Source organism: Pseudomonas sp. MWU12-2345 (assembly GCF_023242385.1).
In the GTDB taxonomy this organism is placed as follows: Bacteria; Pseudomonadota; Gammaproteobacteria; order Pseudomonadales; family Pseudomonadaceae; genus Aquipseudomonas; species Aquipseudomonas gingeri_D.
This window is the reverse complement of record NZ_JALLJA010000007.1, coordinates 121,169-142,647: the sequence shown is the minus strand read 5'-3', so window position 1 is coordinate 142,647 and position 21,479 is coordinate 121,169. Positions and strand designations below refer to the sequence as shown.

Annotated in this window: 22 protein-coding genes; 7 read left to right on the top strand and 15 right to left on the bottom strand. The window is 61.2% G+C overall.

From position 1 onward, the window contains the following. Positions 1-30 precede the first annotated feature (30 nt). Genes M5C71_RS15985 through M5C71_RS15975 form a run of 3 tightly spaced genes read right to left on the bottom strand, consistent with a single transcriptional unit; the run spans position 31 to position 2,486 of the window. Positions 31-1,053, bottom strand: coding sequence for an FUSC family protein (locus M5C71_RS15985; RefSeq protein WP_248768224.1), 1,023 nt, complete (start codon positions 1,051-1,053; stop codon positions 31-33). A 47-nt stretch (positions 1,054-1,100) separates the two neighbouring features. Then, the gene (gene mdtN, locus M5C71_RS15980) at positions 1,101-2,168 is read right to left on the bottom strand and encodes a multidrug transporter subunit MdtN (protein ID WP_103494275.1); all 1,068 of its coding nucleotides are present in this window, start codon (positions 2,166-2,168) and stop codon (positions 1,101-1,103) included. A 15-nt stretch (positions 2,169-2,183) separates the two neighbouring features. After that, entirely contained in the window at positions 2,184-2,486 is a 303-nt protein-coding gene (locus M5C71_RS15975) for a YtcA family lipoprotein (protein WP_248768223.1), read from the bottom strand. Between the two features lie 208 nt (positions 2,487-2,694). Between M5C71_RS15975 and M5C71_RS15970 the strand changes: the two genes are divergently transcribed. Together M5C71_RS15970 and M5C71_RS15965 are read left to right on the top strand one after the other, a co-directional pair. Next, complete coding sequence (locus tag M5C71_RS15970; RefSeq protein ID WP_248768222.1) at positions 2,695-3,717, top strand: AraC family transcriptional regulator; 1,023 nt, start codon at positions 2,695-2,697, stop codon at positions 3,715-3,717. Positions 3,718-3,866: 149 nt separating this feature from the next. Then, positions 3,867-4,217, top strand: a complete 351-nt coding sequence (locus M5C71_RS15965; protein ID WP_103494278.1) for a BON domain-containing protein — start codon at positions 3,867-3,869, stop codon at positions 4,215-4,217. A 93-nt stretch (positions 4,218-4,310) separates the two neighbouring features. Here the strand turns inward: M5C71_RS15965 and M5C71_RS15960 are convergent, their stop codons facing one another. Beyond that, the gene (locus M5C71_RS15960) at positions 4,311-4,667 is read right to left on the bottom strand and encodes a hypothetical protein (RefSeq protein ID WP_247263041.1); all 357 of its coding nucleotides are present in this window, start codon (positions 4,665-4,667) and stop codon (positions 4,311-4,313) included. Positions 4,668-4,807: 140 nt separating this feature from the next. After that, positions 4,808-5,509 carry an AraC family transcriptional regulator gene (locus tag M5C71_RS15955; RefSeq protein WP_248768221.1) on the bottom strand — a complete coding sequence of 234 codons (702 nt, stop codon included), beginning with the start codon at positions 5,507-5,509 and terminating at the stop codon, positions 4,808-4,810. Positions 5,510-5,960: 451 nt separating this feature from the next. Here M5C71_RS15955 and M5C71_RS15950 point away from each other — a divergent pair, with 451 nt between their 5' ends. The 5 genes from M5C71_RS15950 (at position 5,961) to M5C71_RS15930 (ending at position 10,244) form a co-directional block, all read left to right on the top strand. Then, positions 5,961-6,572: a paraquat-inducible protein A gene (locus M5C71_RS15950; protein WP_177103241.1), complete on the top strand. Its 612-nt coding sequence runs from the start codon at positions 5,961-5,963 to the stop codon at positions 6,570-6,572. Beyond that, complete coding sequence (locus M5C71_RS15945) at positions 6,569-7,183, top strand: paraquat-inducible protein A (protein WP_248768220.1); 615 nt, start codon at positions 6,569-6,571, stop codon at positions 7,181-7,183. Before M5C71_RS15950 ends, M5C71_RS15945 begins: the two co-directional genes overlap by 4 nt. Continuing rightward, positions 7,176-8,849 (top strand): MlaD family protein, encoded by a 1,674-nt coding sequence (locus M5C71_RS15940; RefSeq protein WP_152741999.1) that lies wholly within the window; start codon positions 7,176-7,178, stop codon positions 8,847-8,849. Before M5C71_RS15945 ends, M5C71_RS15940 begins: the two co-directional genes overlap by 8 nt. Positions 8,850-8,854: 5 nt before the next feature. Continuing rightward, on the top strand, positions 8,855-9,463 hold the full coding sequence (locus M5C71_RS15935) for a PqiC family protein (RefSeq protein ID WP_248768219.1): 609 nt from the start codon (positions 8,855-8,857) through the stop codon (positions 9,461-9,463). A gap of 106 nt (positions 9,464-9,569) precedes the next feature. Then, complete coding sequence (locus tag M5C71_RS15930; RefSeq protein WP_103494285.1) at positions 9,570-10,244, top strand: DUF3313 domain-containing protein; 675 nt, start codon at positions 9,570-9,572, stop codon at positions 10,242-10,244. Between the two features lie 46 nt (positions 10,245-10,290). Here M5C71_RS15930 and M5C71_RS15925 read toward each other — a convergent pair whose 3' ends face one another. The 10 genes from M5C71_RS15925 to M5C71_RS15880 form a co-directional block, all read right to left on the bottom strand. Continuing rightward, positions 10,291-11,319 (bottom strand): DUF2157 domain-containing protein, encoded by a 1,029-nt coding sequence (locus M5C71_RS15925; RefSeq protein WP_248768218.1) that lies wholly within the window; start codon positions 11,317-11,319, stop codon positions 10,291-10,293. Continuing rightward, the gene (locus M5C71_RS15920) at positions 11,316-12,305 is read right to left on the bottom strand and encodes a DUF2157 domain-containing protein (protein ID WP_248768217.1); all 990 of its coding nucleotides are present in this window, start codon (positions 12,303-12,305) and stop codon (positions 11,316-11,318) included. Before M5C71_RS15920 ends, M5C71_RS15925 begins: the two co-directional genes overlap by 4 nt. A gap of 98 nt (positions 12,306-12,403) precedes the next feature. After that, the gene (locus M5C71_RS15915) at positions 12,404-13,375 is read right to left on the bottom strand and encodes an oligopeptide/dipeptide ABC transporter ATP-binding protein (RefSeq protein ID WP_248768216.1); all 972 of its coding nucleotides are present in this window, start codon (positions 13,373-13,375) and stop codon (positions 12,404-12,406) included. Further along, positions 13,375-14,370 (bottom strand): ABC transporter ATP-binding protein, encoded by a 996-nt coding sequence (locus M5C71_RS15910; protein WP_248768215.1) that lies wholly within the window; start codon positions 14,368-14,370, stop codon positions 13,375-13,377. The genes M5C71_RS15915 and M5C71_RS15910 overlap by 1 nt, the downstream gene beginning before the upstream one ends. Then, entirely contained in the window at positions 14,367-15,248 is an 882-nt protein-coding gene (gene ddpC / locus M5C71_RS15905) for a D,D-dipeptide ABC transporter permease (protein ID WP_248768214.1), read from the bottom strand. Before ddpC ends, M5C71_RS15910 begins: the two co-directional genes overlap by 4 nt. 1 nt (position 15,249) lies before the next feature. Beyond that, positions 15,250-16,266: an ABC transporter permease gene (locus tag M5C71_RS15900; protein ID WP_248768213.1), complete on the bottom strand. Its 1,017-nt coding sequence runs from the start codon at positions 16,264-16,266 to the stop codon at positions 15,250-15,252. A gap of 75 nt (positions 16,267-16,341) precedes the next feature. Next, complete coding sequence (locus M5C71_RS15895; RefSeq protein WP_248747812.1) at positions 16,342-17,922, bottom strand: ABC transporter substrate-binding protein; 1,581 nt, start codon at positions 17,920-17,922, stop codon at positions 16,342-16,344. A 208-nt stretch (positions 17,923-18,130) separates the two neighbouring features. Further along, complete coding sequence (gene ddpX, locus M5C71_RS15890; RefSeq protein ID WP_248768212.1) at positions 18,131-18,670, bottom strand: D-alanyl-D-alanine dipeptidase; 540 nt, start codon at positions 18,668-18,670, stop codon at positions 18,131-18,133. A gap of 36 nt (positions 18,671-18,706) precedes the next feature. Then, positions 18,707-19,567, bottom strand: coding sequence for a MurR/RpiR family transcriptional regulator (locus M5C71_RS15885; RefSeq protein WP_103494294.1), 861 nt, complete (start codon positions 19,565-19,567; stop codon positions 18,707-18,709). Between the two features lie 163 nt (positions 19,568-19,730). Next, the gene (locus M5C71_RS15880; RefSeq protein ID WP_248768211.1) at positions 19,731-20,540 is read right to left on the bottom strand and encodes an isocitrate lyase/phosphoenolpyruvate mutase family protein; all 810 of its coding nucleotides are present in this window, start codon (positions 20,538-20,540) and stop codon (positions 19,731-19,733) included. Between the last annotated feature and the right edge of the window lie 939 nt (positions 20,541-21,479).

Below are 21,479 nucleotides of genomic sequence, written 5' to 3'. Positions count from 1 at the left end.
CCAGCGGCAATCTGCCGCAGAGGGCAGGCCTCAGGCTTTCGCGGACTCCGGCCACAATCCGGCATGAATCAGGGCTGTCACGATGACCCCCAGCAATATGCCCACCAGCCGATCGCGGATTTCGCTCAGATTGGTCATCGGCGCAAAGTCCGCCAGCAGCGCCAGGTCGAAGCCGAACACGATCTGGATCCCGGCATAGCTGCTGCGCGGCGAACCGGCGCTGACCCAGGCGGCCAGGCCCAGCACCGGCAGGCTCATCAGCAACAGGCCGACGATGCTGTCGATCTGCGGCACCACCCAGACCATGCACATCAGGGCCAGGGCGCTGCCGACCAGGCAGCCGAGGATGCGCAACAGGCCTTTGTGCAGGGTTTTTTCCAGGCTCGGCATGGCCGTGATCAGGCAGGTGAGCATGGCGGTGTGGATACCCGGCCAGTCGACCGCCGTGTACAGCAGGTAGCACACCAGCGCGGCGAGCAGGGTCTTGAAGGCGAACTGCAGATAGACCGGGTTTTCAAAGGCATCGGCCACCAGCAGCGGTGGCTTGGGGGCCGATGCCGCTTCACCGGGTGGCGGCGGTGCCGGTAGCAGCAGGGTGTTGACCGCCACGGTCACCAGCGTCGGATAGACAATCGCGATCCAGGCCCAGAGGCAGGCCCGGGTCAGGGCTTCGGGATCGTTATTGAGGTCGACCTGGCTCTGGATATAGATGGTTATCAGGGCCATCACGAAAAACAACGGACCGAGCCGACAAGTGCGCATGAAAAACACGCTGGCGAAAAACACCAGGCTGGCGCCGGTGATGCGCAACAGGGGATAGTCGAAGCTGAATTTGAGCAACAGGATCGCCACGCCCACGGCCAGCGTGGTGCTGACGATAAACAGCGTGCCGAGCATCCGGGTCAGGGCCACGCTCGACTGGCTCACGAAGAACACCAGCACCAGGGAGATCGACAGCAACGGCACCTGCAAGCTCATGGCGATCAGGATGACGATCGTGCAGGCGAGCAGATGACGAAGGACCGCGTTCACTCGGCCAGGGTGATCGCTCATTTCTTCCTTGAAAATGTCCCATAACGATTGTCCCCGCGCTTCTCCCTTCATGGCGTCGGGGTCGTCGAGGCGGGCGTCGGGCTGTTACCGGTGTTGATGACCGCCACCGCCGACGCCCCAAGGCGAAACGGCTGCAGGTCCGAGCCATTGACCCGGATGCGCACCGGAAAACGTTGTGAAACCCGGACCCAGTTGATCGACCGCGCGACCTTGGGCAAGCCGTTGACATCACTCCCGCCATCGTCCGGAAATACGCCAAAGCCGATCGAGTCGACATTGCCGCTGAATGTCCGGCGGGTATCGCTCATCAGGTAGACGGTGGAGGCGTCGCCCGGGCGAATATTTTTCAGCTCGGTTTCGCGAAAATTCGCGACCACGAACCAATGCCCGGTGTCGATCAGGCTGAACACCGACTGGCCTGCCGAGGCGAACTGGCCGGCGGTGGTCTTGAGGCCGACCACACGGCCGTCGAACGGCGCGCGAACAGTGCTGTACTCGACGTTCAGTGCCGCCCGGGCGATCTGCGCTTCAATCACCGCCCGATGGGCCACCTGGGCATCGACGCCGCTGACCGCGGTGCTGGCCTGGCGCGCTTGCAGTTGGCTGACATTGAGTTGCGACAAGGCGCTGAGCCTGGAAGTTCGTGACTGGTCGATGGCTTCCGCGGAGATATAACCGTGGGACAGCAGGGCTTCCTGGCGCCTGAGGGTGTCGCCGCTTTGCTTGGCCTGGGCCTGGACCCGCTCGATTTCGGCATGGGCGGCTTCGGCGTTCAAGCGTTGGGCGGCGATCTGCCGTTCGTTCAGGCCGATCTGCCGATCCAGCTCCACCAGCGACGCCTTGGCCTCGTCCAGTGCCGCCTGGTAGGGGCGTGGATCGATGCGCATCAGCACATCGCCCTGATGCACCTGCTGGTTTTCCCGCACCGGCAACTCGACGATGCGCCCGCTGACCTGCGGGGTGACATTGACGGTATCGGCATAGGCGTAGGCGTCGTCGGTGCGCGGCTGCGCATCCAGCCGGGCGATCACCCAGAGCAGCAGGCCCAGGGCGGCGATGCAGAGGGCGGCGATGAGCAGTCGACGAGGAACCTGTGATGACGAATGTGTTTGCATGGGGAAACGCCCGGGTTAGAAAAAGACCAGCCAGCTCAACAGCGAAAAAACCAGCGCCAGCAGTGGGTAGCTCAGCACCCATGGCTTTAGCCATGGGGTACGCTGTGTCCTGAGCAGCACGGCCCTGACCAGAAGGGTCAGCAGGACGCCGGCGATCGCGCAAAACAGCCAGTCCGGGAAATACGCACCGACTACGCTGATCGACGGCGGTTGCTTGCAGCCGGCCAGTGCCAGGCAGGCCAGTGCTCCGGCCAGCACTTTTGCGCTGCCTGGCAGGCGTCTGTCCGGACGGGGGATACGGGGAGGGCGGGTGTTCATCTCGGTCGAGGCTTCTGGTCAAATGGGCAAAATGGAGAGCGCCGCTGACGGTTAGTGTCCGGATCGAAGCGGGCGAGTGTTGCGCGGTCTTGCGTTAGCAATAGTCTAGAGATGGCGTCTGGGGTGAACATGATCTGTTCGGCCATATTATTGATAGGGAGTGCACTGTGATCGACCTTGGGTTCCTTTCAGCGGAGTCGACGCGCGAGTGAATAATCAACAGCGTAGCATCAGCAGCGCGGTGATCATGGCCAGGGTCGGCGTTGAGCGTGGCCTGTCGACCGTGGACTTTCTTGCCGGCTCCGGACTTGAGCCTGCGGACCTGGAAGCCCCGACCCATCTGGTTTCCTTCGAGCAGGAATTTCGCCTGATCCGTAACCTGCTCAAGCACTGTGGGTGCGTCACAGGCCTGGGCCTGGAAGTGGGTTCGCGCTACCACTTCACTTCACTGGCCGCGCTGGGCTTTGCCCTGGTCAGCAGTTCCACGTTGCGCGATGCCTTTTCACTGATTCCGTATTACTCGGAGTTGAATGCCAGCCTGGTGCGCGTGGTGGTCGACGCCCAGGCGACGGACCTGCGGATCGAATGCGAAGAGAGCGATATCCCCCTGGATTTGCGCCCGTTTATCGTCGAGCGCTCCTTTGTCGCCGGATTGAAGATCGCCAGCGATCTGCTCGGACGCACGGCGATCCCTCGGGCCATCGAGTTCAGCTTTGCCGAGCCGGCCGATATGGCGCTCTATCAGCAATTCATCGGTGTACGCCCGCGCTTCAATGCGCCGAAAAGCGCCCTGGTCTTCAGCCAGGCCGACGCGGATATCCTGCTGGCGTTGGCCGATCCCCTGGCGCTGCATATCGCCCATGACCAGTGTCGCCGAGGTTTGCCGGTCGGGCCGAAGAGCGCCGGGTTGGCCGGGCGGGTGCGCGAGTTGCTGGCCGCGCAGCCGGCCGCCATGCCGGCGATGGGGCCGCTGGCTATCACTTTGTGCATGTCGGTGCGGACCTTGCGGCGCCGCTTGCAGGAGGAGGGCGCGACCTATCTCGGCTTGTGCGACGAAGTGCGCCAGGCCATGGCCGAACGTTTGCTGACGGGCTCGCGCCTGCAGATCGAGCAGATTGCCGAGACGTTGGGGTATTCGGAATCCGCCAGCTTTATCCATGCGTTCAAGCGCTGGACGGGGGAATCGCCCCATGCCTTCCGGCGGGTCCGGGCTCAGTCGCGTTCCGAGTAGGGGTTGGATGGGGTGCCGCCGGGCGCCTGCCGTCGCTTTTGGGCAGAGCGCACTATAATTAATCAGCGTCTGTGTGGCGGTGGCGCGTACTCCACAGCCGCGCCCCGGGTATGAACAGTACGTCTGAAGACTCGACAGAGGGTTCTGCCATGAAAAACCATTCCTTGCAGCATTACTCCCACGATCTGGGCATGGCCGTGCACGACACGTGGACCACCGCCCGGGTCAAATCCGCCCTGGCCATGGCGGACTCCGCGCAAAGCCTGCATATCCATGTGAAAACCCATGCCGGTACGGTGTCGTTGAGTGGCCGGGTGCTGACCCATCGCCAGTGCGAGCAGGTCATTGATCGGGTCCGCGCGGTGCCTGGGGTGCTCGACGTCGATGCCCGCGAGCTGCTGACCCATGTATTCATGCCCGCGAGCTCCATGCAAGCGCCCGATGCCGAAGAGGCCAATGAGTACCGGCCGCCGTTGCCACGGCGTGAGGATGATCAATAACACTCTCGGTATATCAGCGGCAGGGCTGGCGGTTGTCAGTCGGCCCTGCCGGGATGCGCCCCAGCGTCAGCTCTGGACGTGACACCTGGCAGGCTACGGCTCCTCAGACCTGGGGGCAGGTTTGTGTCGAACGCTGGACGCGAGCGCCCAGGCGGTAATGAGCTCCACCAGTACGGCCGACAAGATACCCGGCCCCGCATGACCCGCCCACAGTTCCCCCACACCCAACACCGCCAGGACGCCGCCGGTCACGGCGAAGCCATCGGCTACCGCCGTTCTGGCAACTGAGGGCGGGGCGCTGCGCAAGCGCGCCAGCATCAGGGCGATGCCCAGGAATAGTGCGGCCGAGCGCCGCGCCACCAAACCGGTTGCCTCGGTGTAGCCGACATTCCAGCTTTGCAGCAGAAGTTCTGGCACCCACATCCAGATCAGGGCCAGTGCCAGGCACAATGCACAAACCCATGTACAGACGGTATGAAATCGAAGTGTCATTTTATTGGGCGGCCGATTCGCCTCGGAGTGGAACAGACCTCGAATATATCCGTGCAATCCGGCGCCGTATTGAATGTTTCGGACAAACTGGAGGGGGCCTAAGCCCAGATGCGGTAGACCCAGAAGCTTTCATGGTCCAGGCAGCGTTTCAATTCATCCGGACTGAATCCGGTGTAGCGTCGGAACTCTCGGCACAGATGGGGTTGATCGGAGAAACCGCTGTCAGCAGCCAGCTTGGACCATGCTGGCGCGACACCCGATGCGACTGGATTCGCCGCCAGTAGCACTTCTTCTATCCGACCCAGGCCACGCAGTTGCCGTAGCGTCTGGCCGGTCCAGCTCTTGATCCGCCTGTCGACCTGTCGTTCGCTCTGGCCTCGGCCTTGAACGGTTGCGCGCAGGGCCACATCGCTGGACCAGGCTGCCAGGCGATGTGCACGGGCCATTGCCGCCGAGTAAGGGGGCGCGGTAGTCACTGAGTCGTGGTTCTGCGTGGCTGTCGCCGATTGGGCCGCCGCCCAGCGCGGCCCCAGGAATTCCTCGATCAACCTGACCCGCGCCCCATCATCCGGGGCCGTCAGTACCGCGTGTGCCATGTCCTGCCAGTCTGAATCGAACAGTGAGGCGAACGGGCTGTAACAGTTGATGTGCGGCCTGATCTCCAGGCCGGTGAGTGCCTGTATGGCATCGGGATAGATCAGCAGCGTGAAGAAATGAACCTCGTTTCCGTTGTCGCTGAACGAGGGGCGCGTGTGTGGGCCTGAAAATGCAACGGGCAAGGACGTGCATTTGTCGGGCACGCGAGAATCCTGCCCGCGGATAACCCAAACGATGACGCAGGTAGAGGTGGGTGGGAAGTGATTGCGACGCTCCTCGGGAGTCAGGGCGGCGATTTCGCGGGTGCTGCGCGATAGATAGGCTCGGATGCAGCCGGTGAGGGCTGAATGAGGGGCGTACAAGGCGCTGTGAGTCGAGCCAAGTTTGCCCTGTACTTCTCTGACCGGCCGAGTTTCATCTGTCATCGATTCAGACTAACACACGCGGCGCGCTGGTCAGAGTTGCGCACCACCAGTAACACCGGTGTCCGCTGTGGGTGCTTTGGAGCGGGACCGTTGATTTTATGCGTCAAATAGCAACCGGTTTCGATCCGGGCTTCTATGATGATTTGATCCCACAAGAAACTCGTCCCTTGAGCCTGGCGATCTTGTCCGGCTCGTGGGAATGAATCCTCTGTAAGCCACGGACGAGCCTATGACCTCTTCTCCAGCCTGGATCATCTGCGAGCATTGCGATTCGGTGTACACAGCCGTACCTCTGGCCAAAGGGCAGACTGCGCGTTGTGTCCGTTGCTCGGCCATTCTGGCCCGTGGCGGCCAACTCAGCCTTCAACAACTCCTCGCGCTGTCCATCAGCGCGGCGCTGCTTTTCGTTTTCGCCAACGCGTTTCCGGTGATCTCCATCAGCCTGCAAGGCCTGAGTAACCAGGCGACGCTGTGGCAGTCCGTGGAAGCCCTGGCACAGGGACAAATCAGCGTAATAGCGGCCGTGGCGGGACTGGCGATCATCCTTGCGCCTATGCTGCAAATCATCTTGTTGTGCTGGGTACTCAGTTTTGCCCTGGTCGGGCGCGCGGCTCCCGGCTTCAAGATCTGTATGCGAACCCTGGAGCAATTGCGTCCCTGGAGCATGCTCGAAGTGTGTTTGCTGGGGATTCTGGTGGCCATCATCAAACTGGCCGGCATGCTCGATGTGCATCCGGGACTCGGGTTGTGGGCACTGGCCATGCTGACGGTGTTGATCATCCTGATTTCGGGCAAAGGTATCCGTCGGCTGTGGCAAGACCTGGAGGGCGTTATTCCGTGAGCAGGCCGCCCTATGCCAGTGAAATGAATCTGGCCCTGTGTCACACCTGCGGGCAGGCCTGCCCATTGGCGGACGCGAGCTGCTCCCGCTGTGACGCCCGGCTGCATCGGCGCAAACCCGATAGCCTGGCCCGCACCTGGGCACTGCTGCTGGCCAGCATGATCTGCTACATCCCGGCCAACCTGATGCCGGTGATGTACACCGACATCTTTGGCAGTGGCAGTGAAAACACCATTTTCAGCGGGATCATGGAGTTCTGGCAGGCAGGCGAGTGGGACCTGGCGTTGTTGATCTTCATTGCCAGCGTGGCGGTGCCGTGCATGAAGTTTCTGGTGCTGGGTATGCTGCTGATTACCTGTCAACGCCGCAGTCGCTGGGCCATGCGTGAGCGCTCCAAACTCTATCGGTTGATCGAAGTGGTGGGTTACTGGTCCATGCTTGATGTGCTGGTGGTGGCCCTGATCGCTGCCCTGGTGCAGTTTCGTTCTCTGAGTACCATCGATCCGCGGATGGGCATCCTGTTCTTTGGCCTGGTGGTGGTACTGACGATGTTCGCCGCCATGAGTTTTGATCCCCGGCTTATCTGGGACGCAGAGGTTGAAAATGCCTGACTACCCAAGTTCTGCCGATACGCCGGTTCCAGGCAGCCCCGAGGTCAAGCGTCGGCGCTTCAACGTATCGCTGGTGTGGCTGGTGCCGATTGTCGCGGCGCTGATCGGGTTGTCGATGGTGGTGCATAACGCCAGGCAGGCGGGGCCGCAGATCACCGTGAGCTTTCTGACGGCTGAAGGGCTGGAAGTCAACAAGACCCAGGTCAAATACAAGAACGTGGTGATCGGCAAAGTGACGTCGATTGCCTTGGCAGACGATCGCAGCCACGTCGAGACCACCCTTGACCTGGACGCCTCCGCCAAGTCGTTTGCCACCGATGACTCGCGGTTCTGGGTAGTGCGCCCGCGCATCGGCGCTAACGGTGTCTCGGGGATCGGTACACTGCTGTCCGGCGCTTTCATCGGCGCCGATGCCGGCGAATCGGAGAAGAGCAAAAAGGACTTCATCGGCCTGGAGACCCCACCGCCCATCACCTACGGTCAGAAGGGCAAGCGTTACACCTTGTACACCGACAATCTCGGCTCGCTGGATATCGGCTCCAACGTCTACTACCGCCGCATTCCGGTTGGCGAGGTGGTGTCCTACAAACTCTCGGAGGACGGTAAAGGTGTCGAGGTGGAGATCTTCGTCCACGCGCCAAACGACCAATTCGTGACGAGCGATACGCGCTTCTGGAATGCCAGTGGCGTTGATATCAGCCTGAGCGCCGACGGCCTGAAGGTGAACACTGAGTCCGTGACCTCGATTCTCGCCGGAGGGATAGCCTTTGTTGAACCCAAATACAGTCCCAATCCTCAGCAGGCTGAAGAACGGGCGCGGTTTACGCTGTTCAAGGATCAGGACACCGCCATGGCGCCCGCCGATGGCGAGCCGCGCTACTTCCGCATGCGTTTCGATCAGCCCCTGCGCGGCCTGGTGGTCAATGCACCGGTGGATTTTCACGGGGTGACCCTTGGCCGAGTGGTGTCGGTAGACCTGGATTATGACGAGGTCAAGAAAGACTTCCCCACCCTAGTAGGGGCCGTGATTTACCCGAACAGGCTGGGTAAGGCCCATGAAAAAATATTGAAGCTTCGGGGTGGGGACGATGAAACCCAAGGTGCGCAATTGATGGCCGAACTCGTCTCGCGAGGGCTCAGGGCGCAGGCCCGGAACGGCAACCTGCTCACCGGACAACTCTACATCGCCCTGGATTTCGACCCTGGTGCGAAACCTGTGACGTTCGACGTGGCGGCACGGCCGCTGGAGATTCCGACGATACCGGGCAGCCTGGACAAACTTCAGGAGCAATTGCAAAGCGTGGTCGACAAGATCAGCAAGCTGCCGATCGAGCAGATTGCTGGAAACCTCAATGGTAGCCTCGGCGAACTGCAGAAAACCCTGAAAAAGGTCAATGGCGAAGTCTTGCCGCAAGTGCGCGATACCCTGGCTGAGACCCGGAAAACCGTGGCCTCGGCCAATGACAGCCTTTCCGAAGACTCACCGCAGCGCCAGCAGTTGGGCCGGACGATGGAAGAGCTCCAGCGTACTGCTCGCTCGGTGCGGGTGCTGACCGATTTCCTGGGGCGGCATCCCGAGGCACTGATTCGTGGACGCCTCAAAGAAAACCAGCCCGATCGCTATCAATCCTCGCCGTCCACCTCTCGGGACATTGACCAGGAATGAACACTATGACCAGTCGCTTCCTGGCCGTTTTCACCACCTTGGGCCTGGCGGCCTGCAGCTCGGCGCCGACCCACTACTACACGCTGGTGCCGACGGCGACAGATAGCACAGTGCGCACGAATGTAGCCGCGCCAGCCTTCCAGTTCGAGATGCTGCCCGTGCGCATACCGGTCCAGGTCGACCAGCCACAAGTGGTTGTTCGCCAGGGCAGCGGAGCCTTGACGATCCTCGAAACCTCGCGCTGGAGCGCGCCATTGGCCGACGAGTTCCATGACGCCCTGGCCGGGCAGATGGAACTCAAACTGGGTATCCGAGATCTGGCGGGCTTACCCAAGGCCCAGGGCCTTGCGACACTCTCTCTGCAAACCGACGTCCGACGTTTCGACTCACTGCCGGGTCGGTACGCCTTGATCGATGTGGTCTGGAGTATCAGCCTGCGCGGCGACGGCGAGAAACGTCGCAGCCTGACGTGCAGCAGCGTCATCCGTCAATCGGCCGGCCCGCAGGTACAGGACCTGGTGCTGGCCCATCAGCAGGCCATCGGGCAGTTGGCGAGCATTATTGCTGGCGCCGCGCGCAGCTGGTCGACACTTCAGGACACAGGGTGCCCTTAGGGGAAACGCCGACAATCTGTGGCTACACTCGTTCCTGCCACATTGATTCGCAAATGACGTGGTCGGCTTGCCTGAAGGAACAATCAAACCCAAAAGTGAGGAACACATGAACACGGTCCGTAAATGCCTGTTAGGTGTTGCATTCGGTAGCCTGTTGCTAGGTGGCTGTACCTCGAAAATCACCGAGAAGTCGCAGTACTCCGGCTTCTTGTCCAACTACAACAACTTGCAGGAAGTTACTACCAGCAGCGGCCAGAAGGCGATGCGCTGGGTCATCCCCTCCTGGAACCCGAACGCCTACGATACGGTCGCGTTCAAGCAACTGGATCTCTACCCGGCACCTCGGCCCGACGATAGGGTCAATCTCAAGACCCTTGAAGAGTTGCAGGCGTACATGACCAACAACGCCAAAAGCGTCCTCGGCCAGAAATACCGGATCGTACCGAACGCTCAATCTGCGCCTGTCGGTTCGCGCACGCTGATCATGCGTGCTGCCATCACTGGTGTTACGGCGTCGAACGAAGGCATGCGCTGGTATGAAATCGTTCCGGTCGCCGCCGTCGTCGGCGGCGTGACTGCCGCCACGGGCCATCGCGACCAGAGCACCGAACTTTACATCGAAGCCGAACTGATCGATGGGAGCAGTGGCCAGACTGTGGCCAAGGTGGTGCGTAAAGTCTTTGGTGAAACCCTGAGAAATTCGAGCCAAGCCGTCACCACCAATGACTTTAAAGTGGCGATCAGGGCTCTAGGCAGCGACTTGCAGGCGTTTATCCGATAACGCCGGGCACCCTGCGAGGGTTTTGCTCTCGCAGGGTGACTCTGCCTCAAGCCTCGGCAGCCGTGCCACGGCGTTTCTGCCGCTCGGACTCCAGCCAGATCACCAGCGCCAGCAGGCTGCCACCGGCTATCAGCAAGCTCATCAGCCAACCCAGGGTCTCGGCGATCTGGGTGAAGAACAGTGTGTAGACCTGGATGATGAAGAAGGTCGAGCCATAGCCCACCAACATGCCGAAACGCAAGCGAATCCCCAGCGCGAGAACCCCCAGGCTGACCAGCGCCCAGAGCACGTTATACATCACCAGTTCTCCGGCATCGGCCAGGTGCCAGGGGCCATCGATCAGCTCGTAGCTGCCAAACAGCGACAGTAGCCACAGGGACATTTCGCCGACAAACAAACCGCAGGAAATCCACACCTTGGCAAAGCCGCCATAACGTCCCAGCCACCCGGCCTCGCCGCGCAGATGCACCACGCCCGCCGCGATCAACGCGACCGCAGCGCCGAGAAAACGTAGCGGGTAGTTCATGCCGAACCAGTAGGCGCCCCAGCCGGACTGATAGCCGCTGCGCCCGCCAAACCAGACAAAGAACAGCACGCTGCACAGGGTCAACAGCAAGACGTTGTTCAGGGCGTAACTGAGGACCAGCAGTATCAGCAGATCGACCAGCAGCAGCGCCGGCCAGTTGCCCGAACCGTCCGAATAGATCATGCCCAGCACAAAACTGGTGCCGATCAAGGCAAAACCACCGAGCAACTCAAGGGTGCCGCCCAACAGTTTCAGCTGCCTGCCGATCAGCCAGCGCCCGCCAACAAACAGTCCCAGGGTTACCAGCGCCAGGCTGACGGCCAGTTTCGGCAAGGTGAATTCCAGGTGTTCGCGCAGAAACAGCAGCAACCCCGCCGCCAGGCTGATCGCGCCAAAGGTCAGGAACCAGCGGCCCAGCGAGCGCCAGTCCCAGCGCGTCAGTACATAACGCTCGCCAATGCGTGCGTGCTGGTCGATGTCGATCTGGCCGTCTCGCAGCCATTGATCCAGTGCGTTGTGCACCTGTTGATTACGCTGATCCGGGCTCATTGTGCTGCTCCCTTGACGCGCAGGGCCATGCGTTCAAATGACCAGCCCAGTAACAGGCCGATGATCCCGGCCACCGCGAAAAACGTTGCAATGCCCAGGCGGTCCCAGGAGTACTCATAAAAGCGGGTGTACAGGTCGATGCCCAGGAACACCACGGCGAAACCGGTAAAGCTCGGATGCTTGAAGCGTGCGCCGACCACCAGTTGCCCGATGGCTACCAGGGTAAACAGCAGGGTCCATATGCGCGTGTCGCTGCCTAAATCATCGAGGCTGAGAAACCAGAGGGAGCAGTTGAGGTAGAGCAGCCCGAAGATCACATACAGTCGGCCAAACCCACAGAAGCGGCGCAATTGGCGCTCCTCGGCCAGCTGGTGGCCTAAACCCAATGCCGCTGCCAGCGCGGCAATCACGGCCATCGAACGCGGGTCCTGGATATCGAAAAAATAACCGCCGTGCCCAACATACCGGCCCCACGCGCCCAGCCCATGGAATGCACACAGCAGGCCCAGGAGAAGCGGCCAGCGTAGACGATAACGGTAGGCGGTGAGGGCGCTCAGCAGCGCGGTGACCAGCAGCGCCAACGGTAGATTGCCATACTCGCCCACGTCATTATCTGAAGTGCTCAGCAACAGGCTGGCGCCGATCAGGATCAGGCCGATGGTCAGGATCGCCACACCGGTAACCGGCGTGCGCTGGGCCGGATCGCGGGCCATGCGCACACCGCCCCACCACAAGCCGGCCCCGGCAAAGAAGAACAGCACGGCGCCGACCGTCACCGACTGGCTGAACAGGCTCAAGCCCCCCAGCACCGCCATGCCGATCAGCAGGACCGCGCCGATCCCCAGCCATTGCAGGACGTTGGATAACAGCTGGCCCGGTTGTTCGTAGGGTGCGCTCAGGCGCTTGCGGGCTTCGGCATCGATCAGGCCGCGGTGATGCCAGTCGGCAATTTCGTGAACCAGCAGCTGCTTTGTTGTTTTTCTCATGGTGTCCAGAGGTCCGTGACGTGAAAAATCCGAATGGCCTACAGAACATTAGTGTCATTCTCAACGCGCGGCGTCACATTTTGAAAACCGAACGCCTGTCAGCCTTGCACATGGCACCTGACCCGCTGCGGCTCCTCTCCCAGCAAGGCCTGCGGCTTTTCACAGCCGGCAGTACACAAGCTGCACCTTTCACGAAAGAAACAGCCCTCTGGAAGGCGCCGGTTCCCCGGCAGTTCGGTCGGCGCCGCTACCTGTTCCGCCTGCAGGGGCACGCCGAGTCGCGGCACCGCTTCGAGCAGCAGGCGGGTGTAGGGGTGACGTGGCTGCTCCAGCACCTGGGCGGCGCTGCCCAGTTCGACGATCTGTCCCAGGTACATCACCGCCACCCGGTCGGCCATATGCCGCACGACCGACACGTTATGGGAAATCAGGATGTAGGTCAGGTTGCGGGCGCGTTGCAGCTCCGCCAGCAGGTTGAGGATCTGCGCCTGAACCGAGATATCCAGGGCGGAGGTCGGTTCGTCGAGGACAATGATGTCCGGGTCTGAAGAGAGGGCGCGGGCAATCGCGATCCGCTGGCGCTGGCCACCGGAAAACTGATGGGGGAAGCGGTCGAGGTATTCCGCACGTATGCCCACCTGGGCCGCGACCCGGGCCGCGATATCACGCATTTGCCCACGCGGTGCATGACCCCGGGCGTACAGCGGCTCGGTGATGATTTTCCAGATCGGCAGGCGCGGATCTAGAGAGGATTGCGGGTCCTGGAACACGATCTGGACATTGCTGCTGCCTTTGCCGTCGGTGCGAGCGGCCCAGTTCAGTGCGCCGCTGCTCGGTGCCACTAACCCCATCAGCAGTTGGGCCAGGGTGCTTTTACCGCAGCCCGACTCGCCGACGATACCCAGGGTTTCGCCGGCCCTGACTTGCAGGTCGATACCGTTCAGCGCGTGGGCGTAACCCCGTGGTCGGCCCAGCCAGTCGTTGCTCACCGGGAAACGTACGCGCACGTCGTCCAGCCGGAGAATCTCGGGGGCCATGTCGGTCACGGCGTGAATCACGGCACTGTTCATCACGAAAGCTCCTTGACCGGTAACCAGCACGCACTTTTGCGTTGCTCATTACCGTTGATGGGGTTGAGGCTCGGACGCTGGGCGCAGATCGGCATGCTGTGGGCGCAGCGTTCCGCGAAGGTGCAGCCGACGGGCAGGGCGGCCAGATTCGGTACTTGCCCGGGAATGGTCATCAGTGGCAGCCCTGGCTCGACCATCTCGGGCAGGCCGCTGAGCAGCCCCTGGGTATAAGGGTGCTGCGGGTTGTTCATCACATCGGCGGTGAGGCCCTGCTCGACCACGGCCCCGGTGTACATCACATAAACCCGGTCGCAGAACTGCGAGACCAGGGCCATGTCATGGGTGATCAGCAAAATGGCGGTGCCTTTCTGCCGGGCTTTCTCCCTGAGCAGCAACAGCACCTGGCGTTGTACGGTGACATCAAGGGCGGTGGTCGGTTCGTCGGCGATCAGCAGTTGCGGTTCGCAGGAAAACGCCAGCGCGATCATCACCCGCTGGCGCATGCCGCCGGACAGCTCGAACGGATAGCTCTCCAGGACTTGCTCAGGACTGGCGATATGCATGTCATGCAGCAGCGCGATGGCCTTGAGACGGGCCTCGGCCGCGCTGATCTTCTGGTGATGGATGATCACGTCGAGCATTTGCCGGCCGATGCGTCGGGTCGGGTTCAGGGCGGTCATCGGCTCCTGGAAAATCATCGCGGCATCGCGGCCGCGGATCTGCAGCAGCTCCTTCTCGGAGGCCGCCAGCATGTCGCGATCAAGCATGCTCAAGCTGCCGGCGGTAATGCGATAACTGCGTTCGGGCAGCAGGCGCATGCTGAGCATCGCGGTGACCGACTTGCCCGAGCCGGACTCGCCGACCACGCCGACGATTTCGCCGGGATTGACGTGCAGGGTGACGCCATTCAAGGCCTTGACGTTGTTCTTGTAGGCCGGGAATTCCAGGCTCAGGTTGTCGATGGCCAATACAGGGTTGGAGGTCGGCATGGTCATTTCCCCTGTTGCCGTGGGTCGAGCAGATCGCGCACGCCATCGCCCAGCAGGTTGAAACCGGTGGCGGTGATCAGGATCGCCAGGCCGGGAAAGGTCGAATACCACCAGTTATCCAGGATGTAGTTGCGCCCGGTGGCGACCATCGCGCCCCATTCGGCGGTCGGTTGCTGTGCCCCCAGGCCGATAAAGCCCAGGGCCGAGGCCATGAGAATGGCGCTGCCGATATCCAGGCTCAGTTGCACCAGCAACGGTGGCATGGCGTTGCGCGCCACGTGCCAGTGGACCATATGCCAGCGTCCGGCGCCGAAGGTCTGGGCGGCCTTGACGTAGCCCATCTGGCGGATGCTCAAGGCCTGGCCGCGGGCCAGCCGCACATAGGATGGGATTCGCACCAGGGTGATCGCCAGCATGGCGTTGAACAGGCTGGCGCCCAGCGCGGCGGCCAGGGCCATGATCAGCACCAGGGATGGCACCGACAGCATGATGTCCATCAGGCGCATGATCAGCGCGTCGAAACGCCCGCCGATCACCCCGGAAAAACAGCCCAGCAAACCACCGATCAAACAGGAAGCAAAGGCCACGAACAGGCCGACGCCCACCGATTGCTGGCTGCCGAACAAAACGCGGCTGAACAGGTCCCGGCCGACCTCATCGGTACCGAACCAATGTTCGGCGGACGGTGGCATCAGGCGCGCGCCGAGGTCCAGGGCATTGGGATCGTGGCTGGCCAGCCAGGGGGCGAAGATCATGCACAGCAAGACGATAAAACTGATCGTGAGGCCGGCCATGGTCAGCGGGCTGCGGCGGATCTGGTAGGCCAGGTAGGCGAGTTTTTCGCCCCAGCGCGGGCCGCGCGCGGCGGTCAGGGTCACGGACATTTCAATTCACCTCGCCGATGCGTGGGTCGATTACGCGGTACAGAAGATCGATGGCCATGTTCAGCAGTACATAGATAAATGACACCAGGATCGCGAAGCCCATTACCGCCGGGAAGTCCAGCGACTGGATCGACTTGACCACATAGGCGCCCATGCCGGGCCAGGCAAACACGGTTTCGGTCAGGACGGCGCCATAGAGCAGGTCACCCAGGGTCAGGCCGAGCACGGTCACCGAGGGGATCAGAGCATTGGGCAGGGCGTGGCGCAGGATCACCGTCCAGCGTGACAGGCCATAGGCGCGGGCGGTGCGGATATAGTCCTCGGACAGTTGCTCCAGCATTGCCGAGCGAATCTGCCGGGCGACCACGCCGAGGGTCACGAAACCCAGGGTCGCGGCGGGAAGAATCAGGTGTTGCAGCACATCGAGAAACAGCCCGCCGTCACCGGCAATCAGTGAGTCGATCAGGTAGAAACCGCTGAAGGTCGGTGGTGGTGCCAGTCCCTCGGACAAGCGGCCGCCACCAGGCAGCCAGCCCAACTGGCCGTAGAACAGCACAATCGCCCCAAGTCCGAGCCAGAAGGCCGGGGTGGAAATACCGGTCACCGCGAGTGTCCGGGCGATCTGGTCAATGGCGCGGTTGTGATAGACCGCCGACAGCACCCCCAGAGGCACGCCCACCAGGATCGCCAGCACCAGCGCCACCAGCGCCAGCTCCAGGGTGGCCGGGAAGAACGCCTGCAGGTCTTCGAGGACCGGGCGGTTGGTGCGGATCGAAGTCCCCAGGTCGCCGTGCAGCAGGTCGATCAGGTAACGGCCATATTGTTGATACAGCGGCAGGTCCAGGCCCAACTGGTGACGGATGCCCGCCACCAGCGCATCGCTGGCACGGTCGCCGGCGATCAGTCGGGCCGGGTCCCCGGGAATCAGGTGCGAAATTGCAAAGGTAATCAGCGAAACGCCGAACACGACCAATACCAGGCCGAGCAGGCGCTTGCGCAATAGAGTCAGGAAGGCCATTGGGCACCTCAGTCACAGCAACGACGAGAATCAGACGCCGCGCCAGCCGCGAACGGCCGGCGCGGGGGAGCCGCTTTACTTGCTCATGCTGCCCAGGTTGAAGACCTGTTCGAGCATCGGGTTGAACACGTAGCCTTTGACCGAGTCACGCATCGGCAAGGTGTAGCTCTTCTGATAGAGGTAGGCGTAGACGCTGTCCTTGAGCACCATCTTCTGTGCGGTCTGGTACAGCTCGACGCGCTTGGCGGTGTCGCTGGTGGCGGCCGCTTCGCGGATCAGCTTGTCGACTTCGGGGTTGCTGTAGAACGAGCGGTTGCCTTGCAGGCCCTGCATCTTCGAGTCGAACCAGAAGTTCATGAACATGTAGGGGTCGGCAAAGTCCGGGCTCCAGGCGCCCGAGGCAATGTCGTAATCGGCCTGGCCGACGCGCTCGCGCAGGGTCGCGTTGGCGAGTTTTTCCATCTTCAGGTTGATGCCCAGGGGGGCCAGTGCCGCTTGCAGCGTCAGGCCGATCGGTTCCCAGTTGGGATCCTTGTCCGAGTACATGTAGCTGAGGCTGGTGATTTTCTGCGGGGCCTTGGCCAAGCTGTCCTTGGCGGCGGCGAGGTCCTGTTTCATCGGTGGCAACGAACTGTCGTAGGCCCACATGCCGTCCGGGATCGGCCCGTTCATCAGCTTGGCCTTGTCCTTGAGAATACCTTTGACGATGCCGTTGTAATCCACCGCCTGGGTAATCGCTCGACGGGCATCGACGCTGGCCAACGGACCCTTCTTGTTGTTCAGGTACAGGTAGGTCACCCGCAGCGACGGGAACTCCCGGACCACCACGCCGGACTTCTTGGCCAGCGCGCCGAGCTGGTCTTCGGGCATGTCTTCGATGATGTCCAGGTCACCGTGTTCCAGTTGCAGGCGACGCACGGAAGGCTCGGCGATGATCTTGACCACCACGGTTTTCAGCGCGGGCTTGGGCCCGGCGAAGTAGGTGTTCGGCTCCAGGGTCAGCGACTGGCCTTTCTGCCAGGTGCTCAGGCGGAAGGGGCCGGAACCCGCGGTGTGGCTGGACAACCAGGCATTGACGTCGGGTGTCTTGGTCACCACATCGGGGTTGATGATCGAGGCGCCGTTGTGGGCCAGGGTAAACAGGAAGGGTGCGAACGGCGTCTTCAGGGTGAAACGGATGGTCTGCGGATCGACCACCGCCACCACCATATCCTCGGGGAAGGCCCCGGACGGCCCCTGCTTGAGGGTCATCAGGCGATCGAAGGAAAACTTCACCGCGGCGGCATCCACCGGGGCGCCGTCATCGAACTTGTTGCCGGGTTTGAGCTTGAATTCCCAGACCAGGTTGTCCGGGGAAACGGTCCAGCTTTCGGCCAGGTCGCCCTGGACTTCGGTGCTGCTTTTATCGCCCTCGACCTTGTAACCGACCAGGCGCTGGTACGACGGATAGGTGATGGTCCAGTCGTTGTTGTCAAAGGTCACGGCCGGGTCGAGGGTCTGCGGGTCGGCGGGTTTGCCGATGACCAGCGTGTCCTTGGGCACCGCCGCGGTCGCGGCCTGCCAGGCGCCGAGGCTCAAGGCGCTGCACAGAACGCTCAGCAATAGTCTGCCGGTGCCGGGAAAGGGTTTGCGGGTCACGGTGTTCGTTGGGTTCATGCCGGTTTCCTTGATCATTCGATGTATGGAAGTTCGTCAGGTTTTTTATAAAAGCTATAACCGGGCAGTTGCAGGTGAAGCCTGAGTAACGCTGTCTTGTTGTTGTTTTCAGCCGCACCGGAAGTGGGCTGTGCTGTGTTGCCTGCGAAACTCTGTGGTTTCGTCAGTGTTGGCGTTGCGGTTTGATTGGGGTTCTCAGGGCCGTGGTTTACACCTCCTCCAGCAGGGGGTAATCGTCGGCATTCGGTAGTTCGTAATGCCACCATTCGGTATCGATCGCCTGGAACCCGGCGCCGAGCATGATCCCCAGCAACAGCAGGCGATTGCGTTGCACATCGGCGGGCAGGTCGGGGTAGAACTGATGGGAGCGCTCTTCCATGGCGTCGAAGGCCGTGCCCATGTCCAGCGGCTCGCCATCGGCGTCCACCAGGGTCAGGTCCACCGCCACGCCACGGCTATGGTGGGAGCCCAGATGCGGGTCGCGCACGTAGTCGTTGTTCGGCAAGGCTTCCCACAGCAGGTACTGGGCGTAGGGCGGGCGGTAGGCGTCATAGATGCGCAGGGTCAATCCGGCCAGTCGCGCCAGGTGGCTGGCCTTGTTCAAACAGTCGGCGGCTTGACGATGCAGCAGGCAACGGGCAGTCGGGTAGATCACTTTTCCAGCCAGGTTGTCCGCGCTGGCGTAGATCAGGTCGATTTGCACCTGATAACGCTGGGCATCGATCTCTACAAGGGGGCTGTTGTTCACGCAAACACTCCAGTTGGGATTCGCAGAGGCGGTGGGTCAGCCTTCGAACTGGCCGAAGGCTTTTTGCAATTGGCGGTTCTTGGCCAGGCGTTCATCGAGGCGCTCGCCGTACTTCTCCGCGACGGCCGAGACCACCAGGTTCAACAGGCAGGCCAGCGGAGCGGGGGAGTCCCAGAACTGCCCGACATCGGTTTTCAGCTGCAACAGATCCAGCGGGTAGTCCCGGGCCCAGGGGCATTGCAGGTCGGTGATCAGGGCCAGGGGCAGGTTGTTTTCCAGCGCCGCGTCACAGAAGGTCTGGGTCACGCTGGAGTAGGCGCGGAAGTCGGCAATGATCGCGTAGGGATTGGCGAAGCCGGAGTTCAGGGTTTCCGCGTAGATGCCGGAGAGGCCGTCGACGTAGTAGACCTTGGGGCGAATGTATTCGAGGTGGCTGTGAAACGCCGTGAGAATCCCGCGGGTCGACTGGATCCCGAGGATGAACACCGCATCGGCTTCATGGATACGTTGCACGATCTTGCCAAAGGCTTCGCTGCGAGCCAGGCCATAGGCGTGCTGGATGGCTTCGATTTCGCGAGTCATGGAGCGGTCGAGCGCGTCGTCCTGGTTGGTTTCGGCGCGAAAGGCGGCAATCCGGTCAGTGATCAGCCATGAGCTCGGCGCTTCGCCGCGCAGGCTTTTTTTCACTTCATCAAGGTTGCGGTAGCCCAGGGAGCGCAAGAAGCGCCCCACGGAAATCCCGGTGGTGGAGGCTTGCTGCGCGATGCTGTCGGCCGACTCGAACGGCAGTTGCTCCGGATTGCCCAGCAGATAGCTGGCGATGCGCTTGCCGGTGGGGGTCAGGCTGGAGAACTGTTGCTCCAGTAACAGAAGAAAGCTGTTCTTTTCCGTGGACATATCGGCGCGCCGGGATTGTTATGTTTGTGTCATTTTGTGTTTCGTTGTTATAAACATAACATTGGCTTTCGAAGCAACACAACGCCTTTTTCAGACGATCTCACAGGGGGGCAGCCAGGTTTTGTATGCAGACGGGGCCGATGGCCCCGTCCGGGAACAGCGATTACTCGGTTTTCGCTGCCATCAAGGCATTCAGTTCGCCGTAGGTATGGGCTTTCAACGCGTGGGTGTCGAGCTGGCCATTGTCCAGGAAGCTGCGGACCAATGTGCCCATGGCGCCATGCAGGAACTCGGCGATGCTCGAACCCGCGCTCAGGCGTCTGACCCCCAGGCGCTGCAATTCGGCGGGGGAAGCCAGCCCGTCCCGGGACAGCAGGTTGACCGGCAGTGGGGTGGCCCGGCAGATGGCGGCAATTTCGTTCGAATCGACCACGCCCGCGGCAAACAGCCCATCCCCCCCGGCGCCAGCATAGAGTGCGGCGCGTTTGAGCAGTTCTTCAAGACGCTGCTCGGCGGGGAACAGGTTTTTCAAGTAGACGTCGGTGCGTACGTTGATGAACAGCTTGACGCCCGTCTGGTTCGCCACCTTTCTCGCCACATCGATCTTGCGCACCAGCAGCTCTGGAGCGCCGAGGCCGTCTTCGATATTGATCCCGACCGCCCCGGCGGCGATCACGGCGTTGATCACCTGGCCGACCTGCTCCAGGTCATCCGAGTAGCCAGCTTCGATATCCACCGTCAGCGGTACGCTGAGCACCCGTGTCATCGACTTGACGGTGGTGCTCAGCAGATCGAGAGGCAACTGGTTGCCATCCTGGTAGCCATGGGACCAGGCCATGGCGGCGCTGCTGGTGGCCACGGCCTTGCCGCCGAGGCGTTCGACGATGCGCGCACCGCCCGCATCGGCCACGTTGGCCAGGACCAGCAGTCCATTCTGATGCAGGCTGTGAAAAGCGTTATCCAGTGCGGTCATGACTGTTCAATTCCTTTTGAAAAATGTATTGGGCAGCATACAGCCTTACTCAGTTCGGAGGGAACCGAGCTGTTTTTACTGACTTTCCGAGGACAGCAATACCGTTTTTTGCGGGATGGCTGAGCGGGACGCAAGCGATGTTGCAGGCTATGCTGAACTGAGGCTGAACGAGGTTGAAGTTACTGAGTCTGGATTGGCGAAAGTAAGAGGTGTTTCTTGTCTGCAGGAGTGCTTCATGGGCGGGGCAGGGCAGAGGTAGTTGAGTCGATTGTATGGAGTTCGTTACCAGGTAGCTCAATCGAGACAAGGGTTGCAGCTATTGAAATCCAGGGTTCATTGAGCCAGCTGAGCGCATTCAATGTGTCGTTTGGTGTTCTTGTATTTTGTTTTTGATACAAAAGCGTACTTGAAATTTTTGACCATTAGCGAAGTTTTCTGGATAAAAACAATGCTTCTTCTTGTTCGTGAGAGGTGCTAGCCTTTGGTGGCCTTTTGATATCTGATTTTAGTTGGTGTCAAATGATGGTTTTTGGTGTATCTGGTTTTTAGCTGCAGCACCTTTTTAATGTATTAGCTTGTCCAGGGTTGGTTTGTCGTGCTTGTAATAGCAAGATGCACTTTCATCTTTCGTTAAAAACGTTGAGTTGACATGTCTGATCGTAACGCAGGGAGCAGCGTTTCGTCCGAAACGCGACAACACACAGGAAGTGAAGACAGTGGCATTGCCTCACTCGTCGCCATCCCCAAACTTTCGGATGTTGCCGTCATCACGGAACACCTCAAGCATCTGTCAGGGCTGTCCCTGCCTATCAATGCCCTGACGCTAGCGCGTCTGGCACGGCAAGATGCAGTCAAAGCCCGCTCGACCACGAGCCGGGTCAGTCGCTTTGCCCAAGCTCCGCTCCCGCGATTACCAAACTTTGCGACGGATACTTCCTG

Bases quoted from the DNA above. Each gene is read 5' to 3' on its own strand.
- M5C71_RS15985 (WP_248768224.1), bottom strand. From the start codon at position 1,053: ATGAGCGATCACCCTGGCCGAGTGAACGCGGTCCTTCGTCATCTGCTC.
- mdtN (WP_103494275.1), bottom strand. From the start codon at position 2,168: ATGCAAACACATTCGTCATCACAGGTTCCTCGTCGACTGCTCATCGCC.
- M5C71_RS15975 (WP_248768223.1), bottom strand. From the start codon at position 2,486: ATGAACACCCGCCCTCCCCGTATCCCCCGTCCGGACAGACGCCTGCCA.
- M5C71_RS15965 (WP_103494278.1), top strand. From the start codon at position 3,867: ATGAAAAACCATTCCTTGCAGCATTACTCCCACGATCTGGGCATGGCC.
- M5C71_RS15950 (WP_177103241.1), top strand. From the start codon at position 5,961: ATGACCTCTTCTCCAGCCTGGATCATCTGCGAGCATTGCGATTCGGTG.
- M5C71_RS15940 (WP_152741999.1), top strand. From the start codon at position 7,176: ATGCCTGACTACCCAAGTTCTGCCGATACGCCGGTTCCAGGCAGCCCC.
- M5C71_RS15935 (WP_248768219.1), top strand. From the start codon at position 8,855: ATGACCAGTCGCTTCCTGGCCGTTTTCACCACCTTGGGCCTGGCGGCC.
- M5C71_RS15930 (WP_103494285.1), top strand. From the start codon at position 9,570: ATGAACACGGTCCGTAAATGCCTGTTAGGTGTTGCATTCGGTAGCCTG.
- M5C71_RS15925 (WP_248768218.1), bottom strand. From the start codon at position 11,319: ATGAGCCCGGATCAGCGTAATCAACAGGTGCACAACGCACTGGATCAA.
- M5C71_RS15920 (WP_248768217.1), bottom strand. From the start codon at position 12,305: ATGAGAAAAACAACAAAGCAGCTGCTGGTTCACGAAATTGCCGACTGG.
- M5C71_RS15915 (WP_248768216.1), bottom strand. From the start codon at position 13,375: ATGAACAGTGCCGTGATTCACGCCGTGACCGACATGGCCCCCGAGATT.
- M5C71_RS15910 (WP_248768215.1), bottom strand. From the start codon at position 14,370: ATGACCATGCCGACCTCCAACCCTGTATTGGCCATCGACAACCTGAGC.
- ddpC (WP_248768214.1), bottom strand. From the start codon at position 15,248: ATGTCCGTGACCCTGACCGCCGCGCGCGGCCCGCGCTGGGGCGAAAAA.
- M5C71_RS15900 (WP_248768213.1), bottom strand. From the start codon at position 16,266: ATGGCCTTCCTGACTCTATTGCGCAAGCGCCTGCTCGGCCTGGTATTG.
- M5C71_RS15895 (WP_248747812.1), bottom strand. From the start codon at position 17,922: ATGAACCCAACGAACACCGTGACCCGCAAACCCTTTCCCGGCACCGGC.
- M5C71_RS15885 (WP_103494294.1), bottom strand. From the start codon at position 19,567: ATGTCCACGGAAAAGAACAGCTTTCTTCTGTTACTGGAGCAACAGTTC.
- M5C71_RS15880 (WP_248768211.1), bottom strand. From the start codon at position 20,540: ATGACCGCACTGGATAACGCTTTTCACAGCCTGCATCAGAATGGACTG.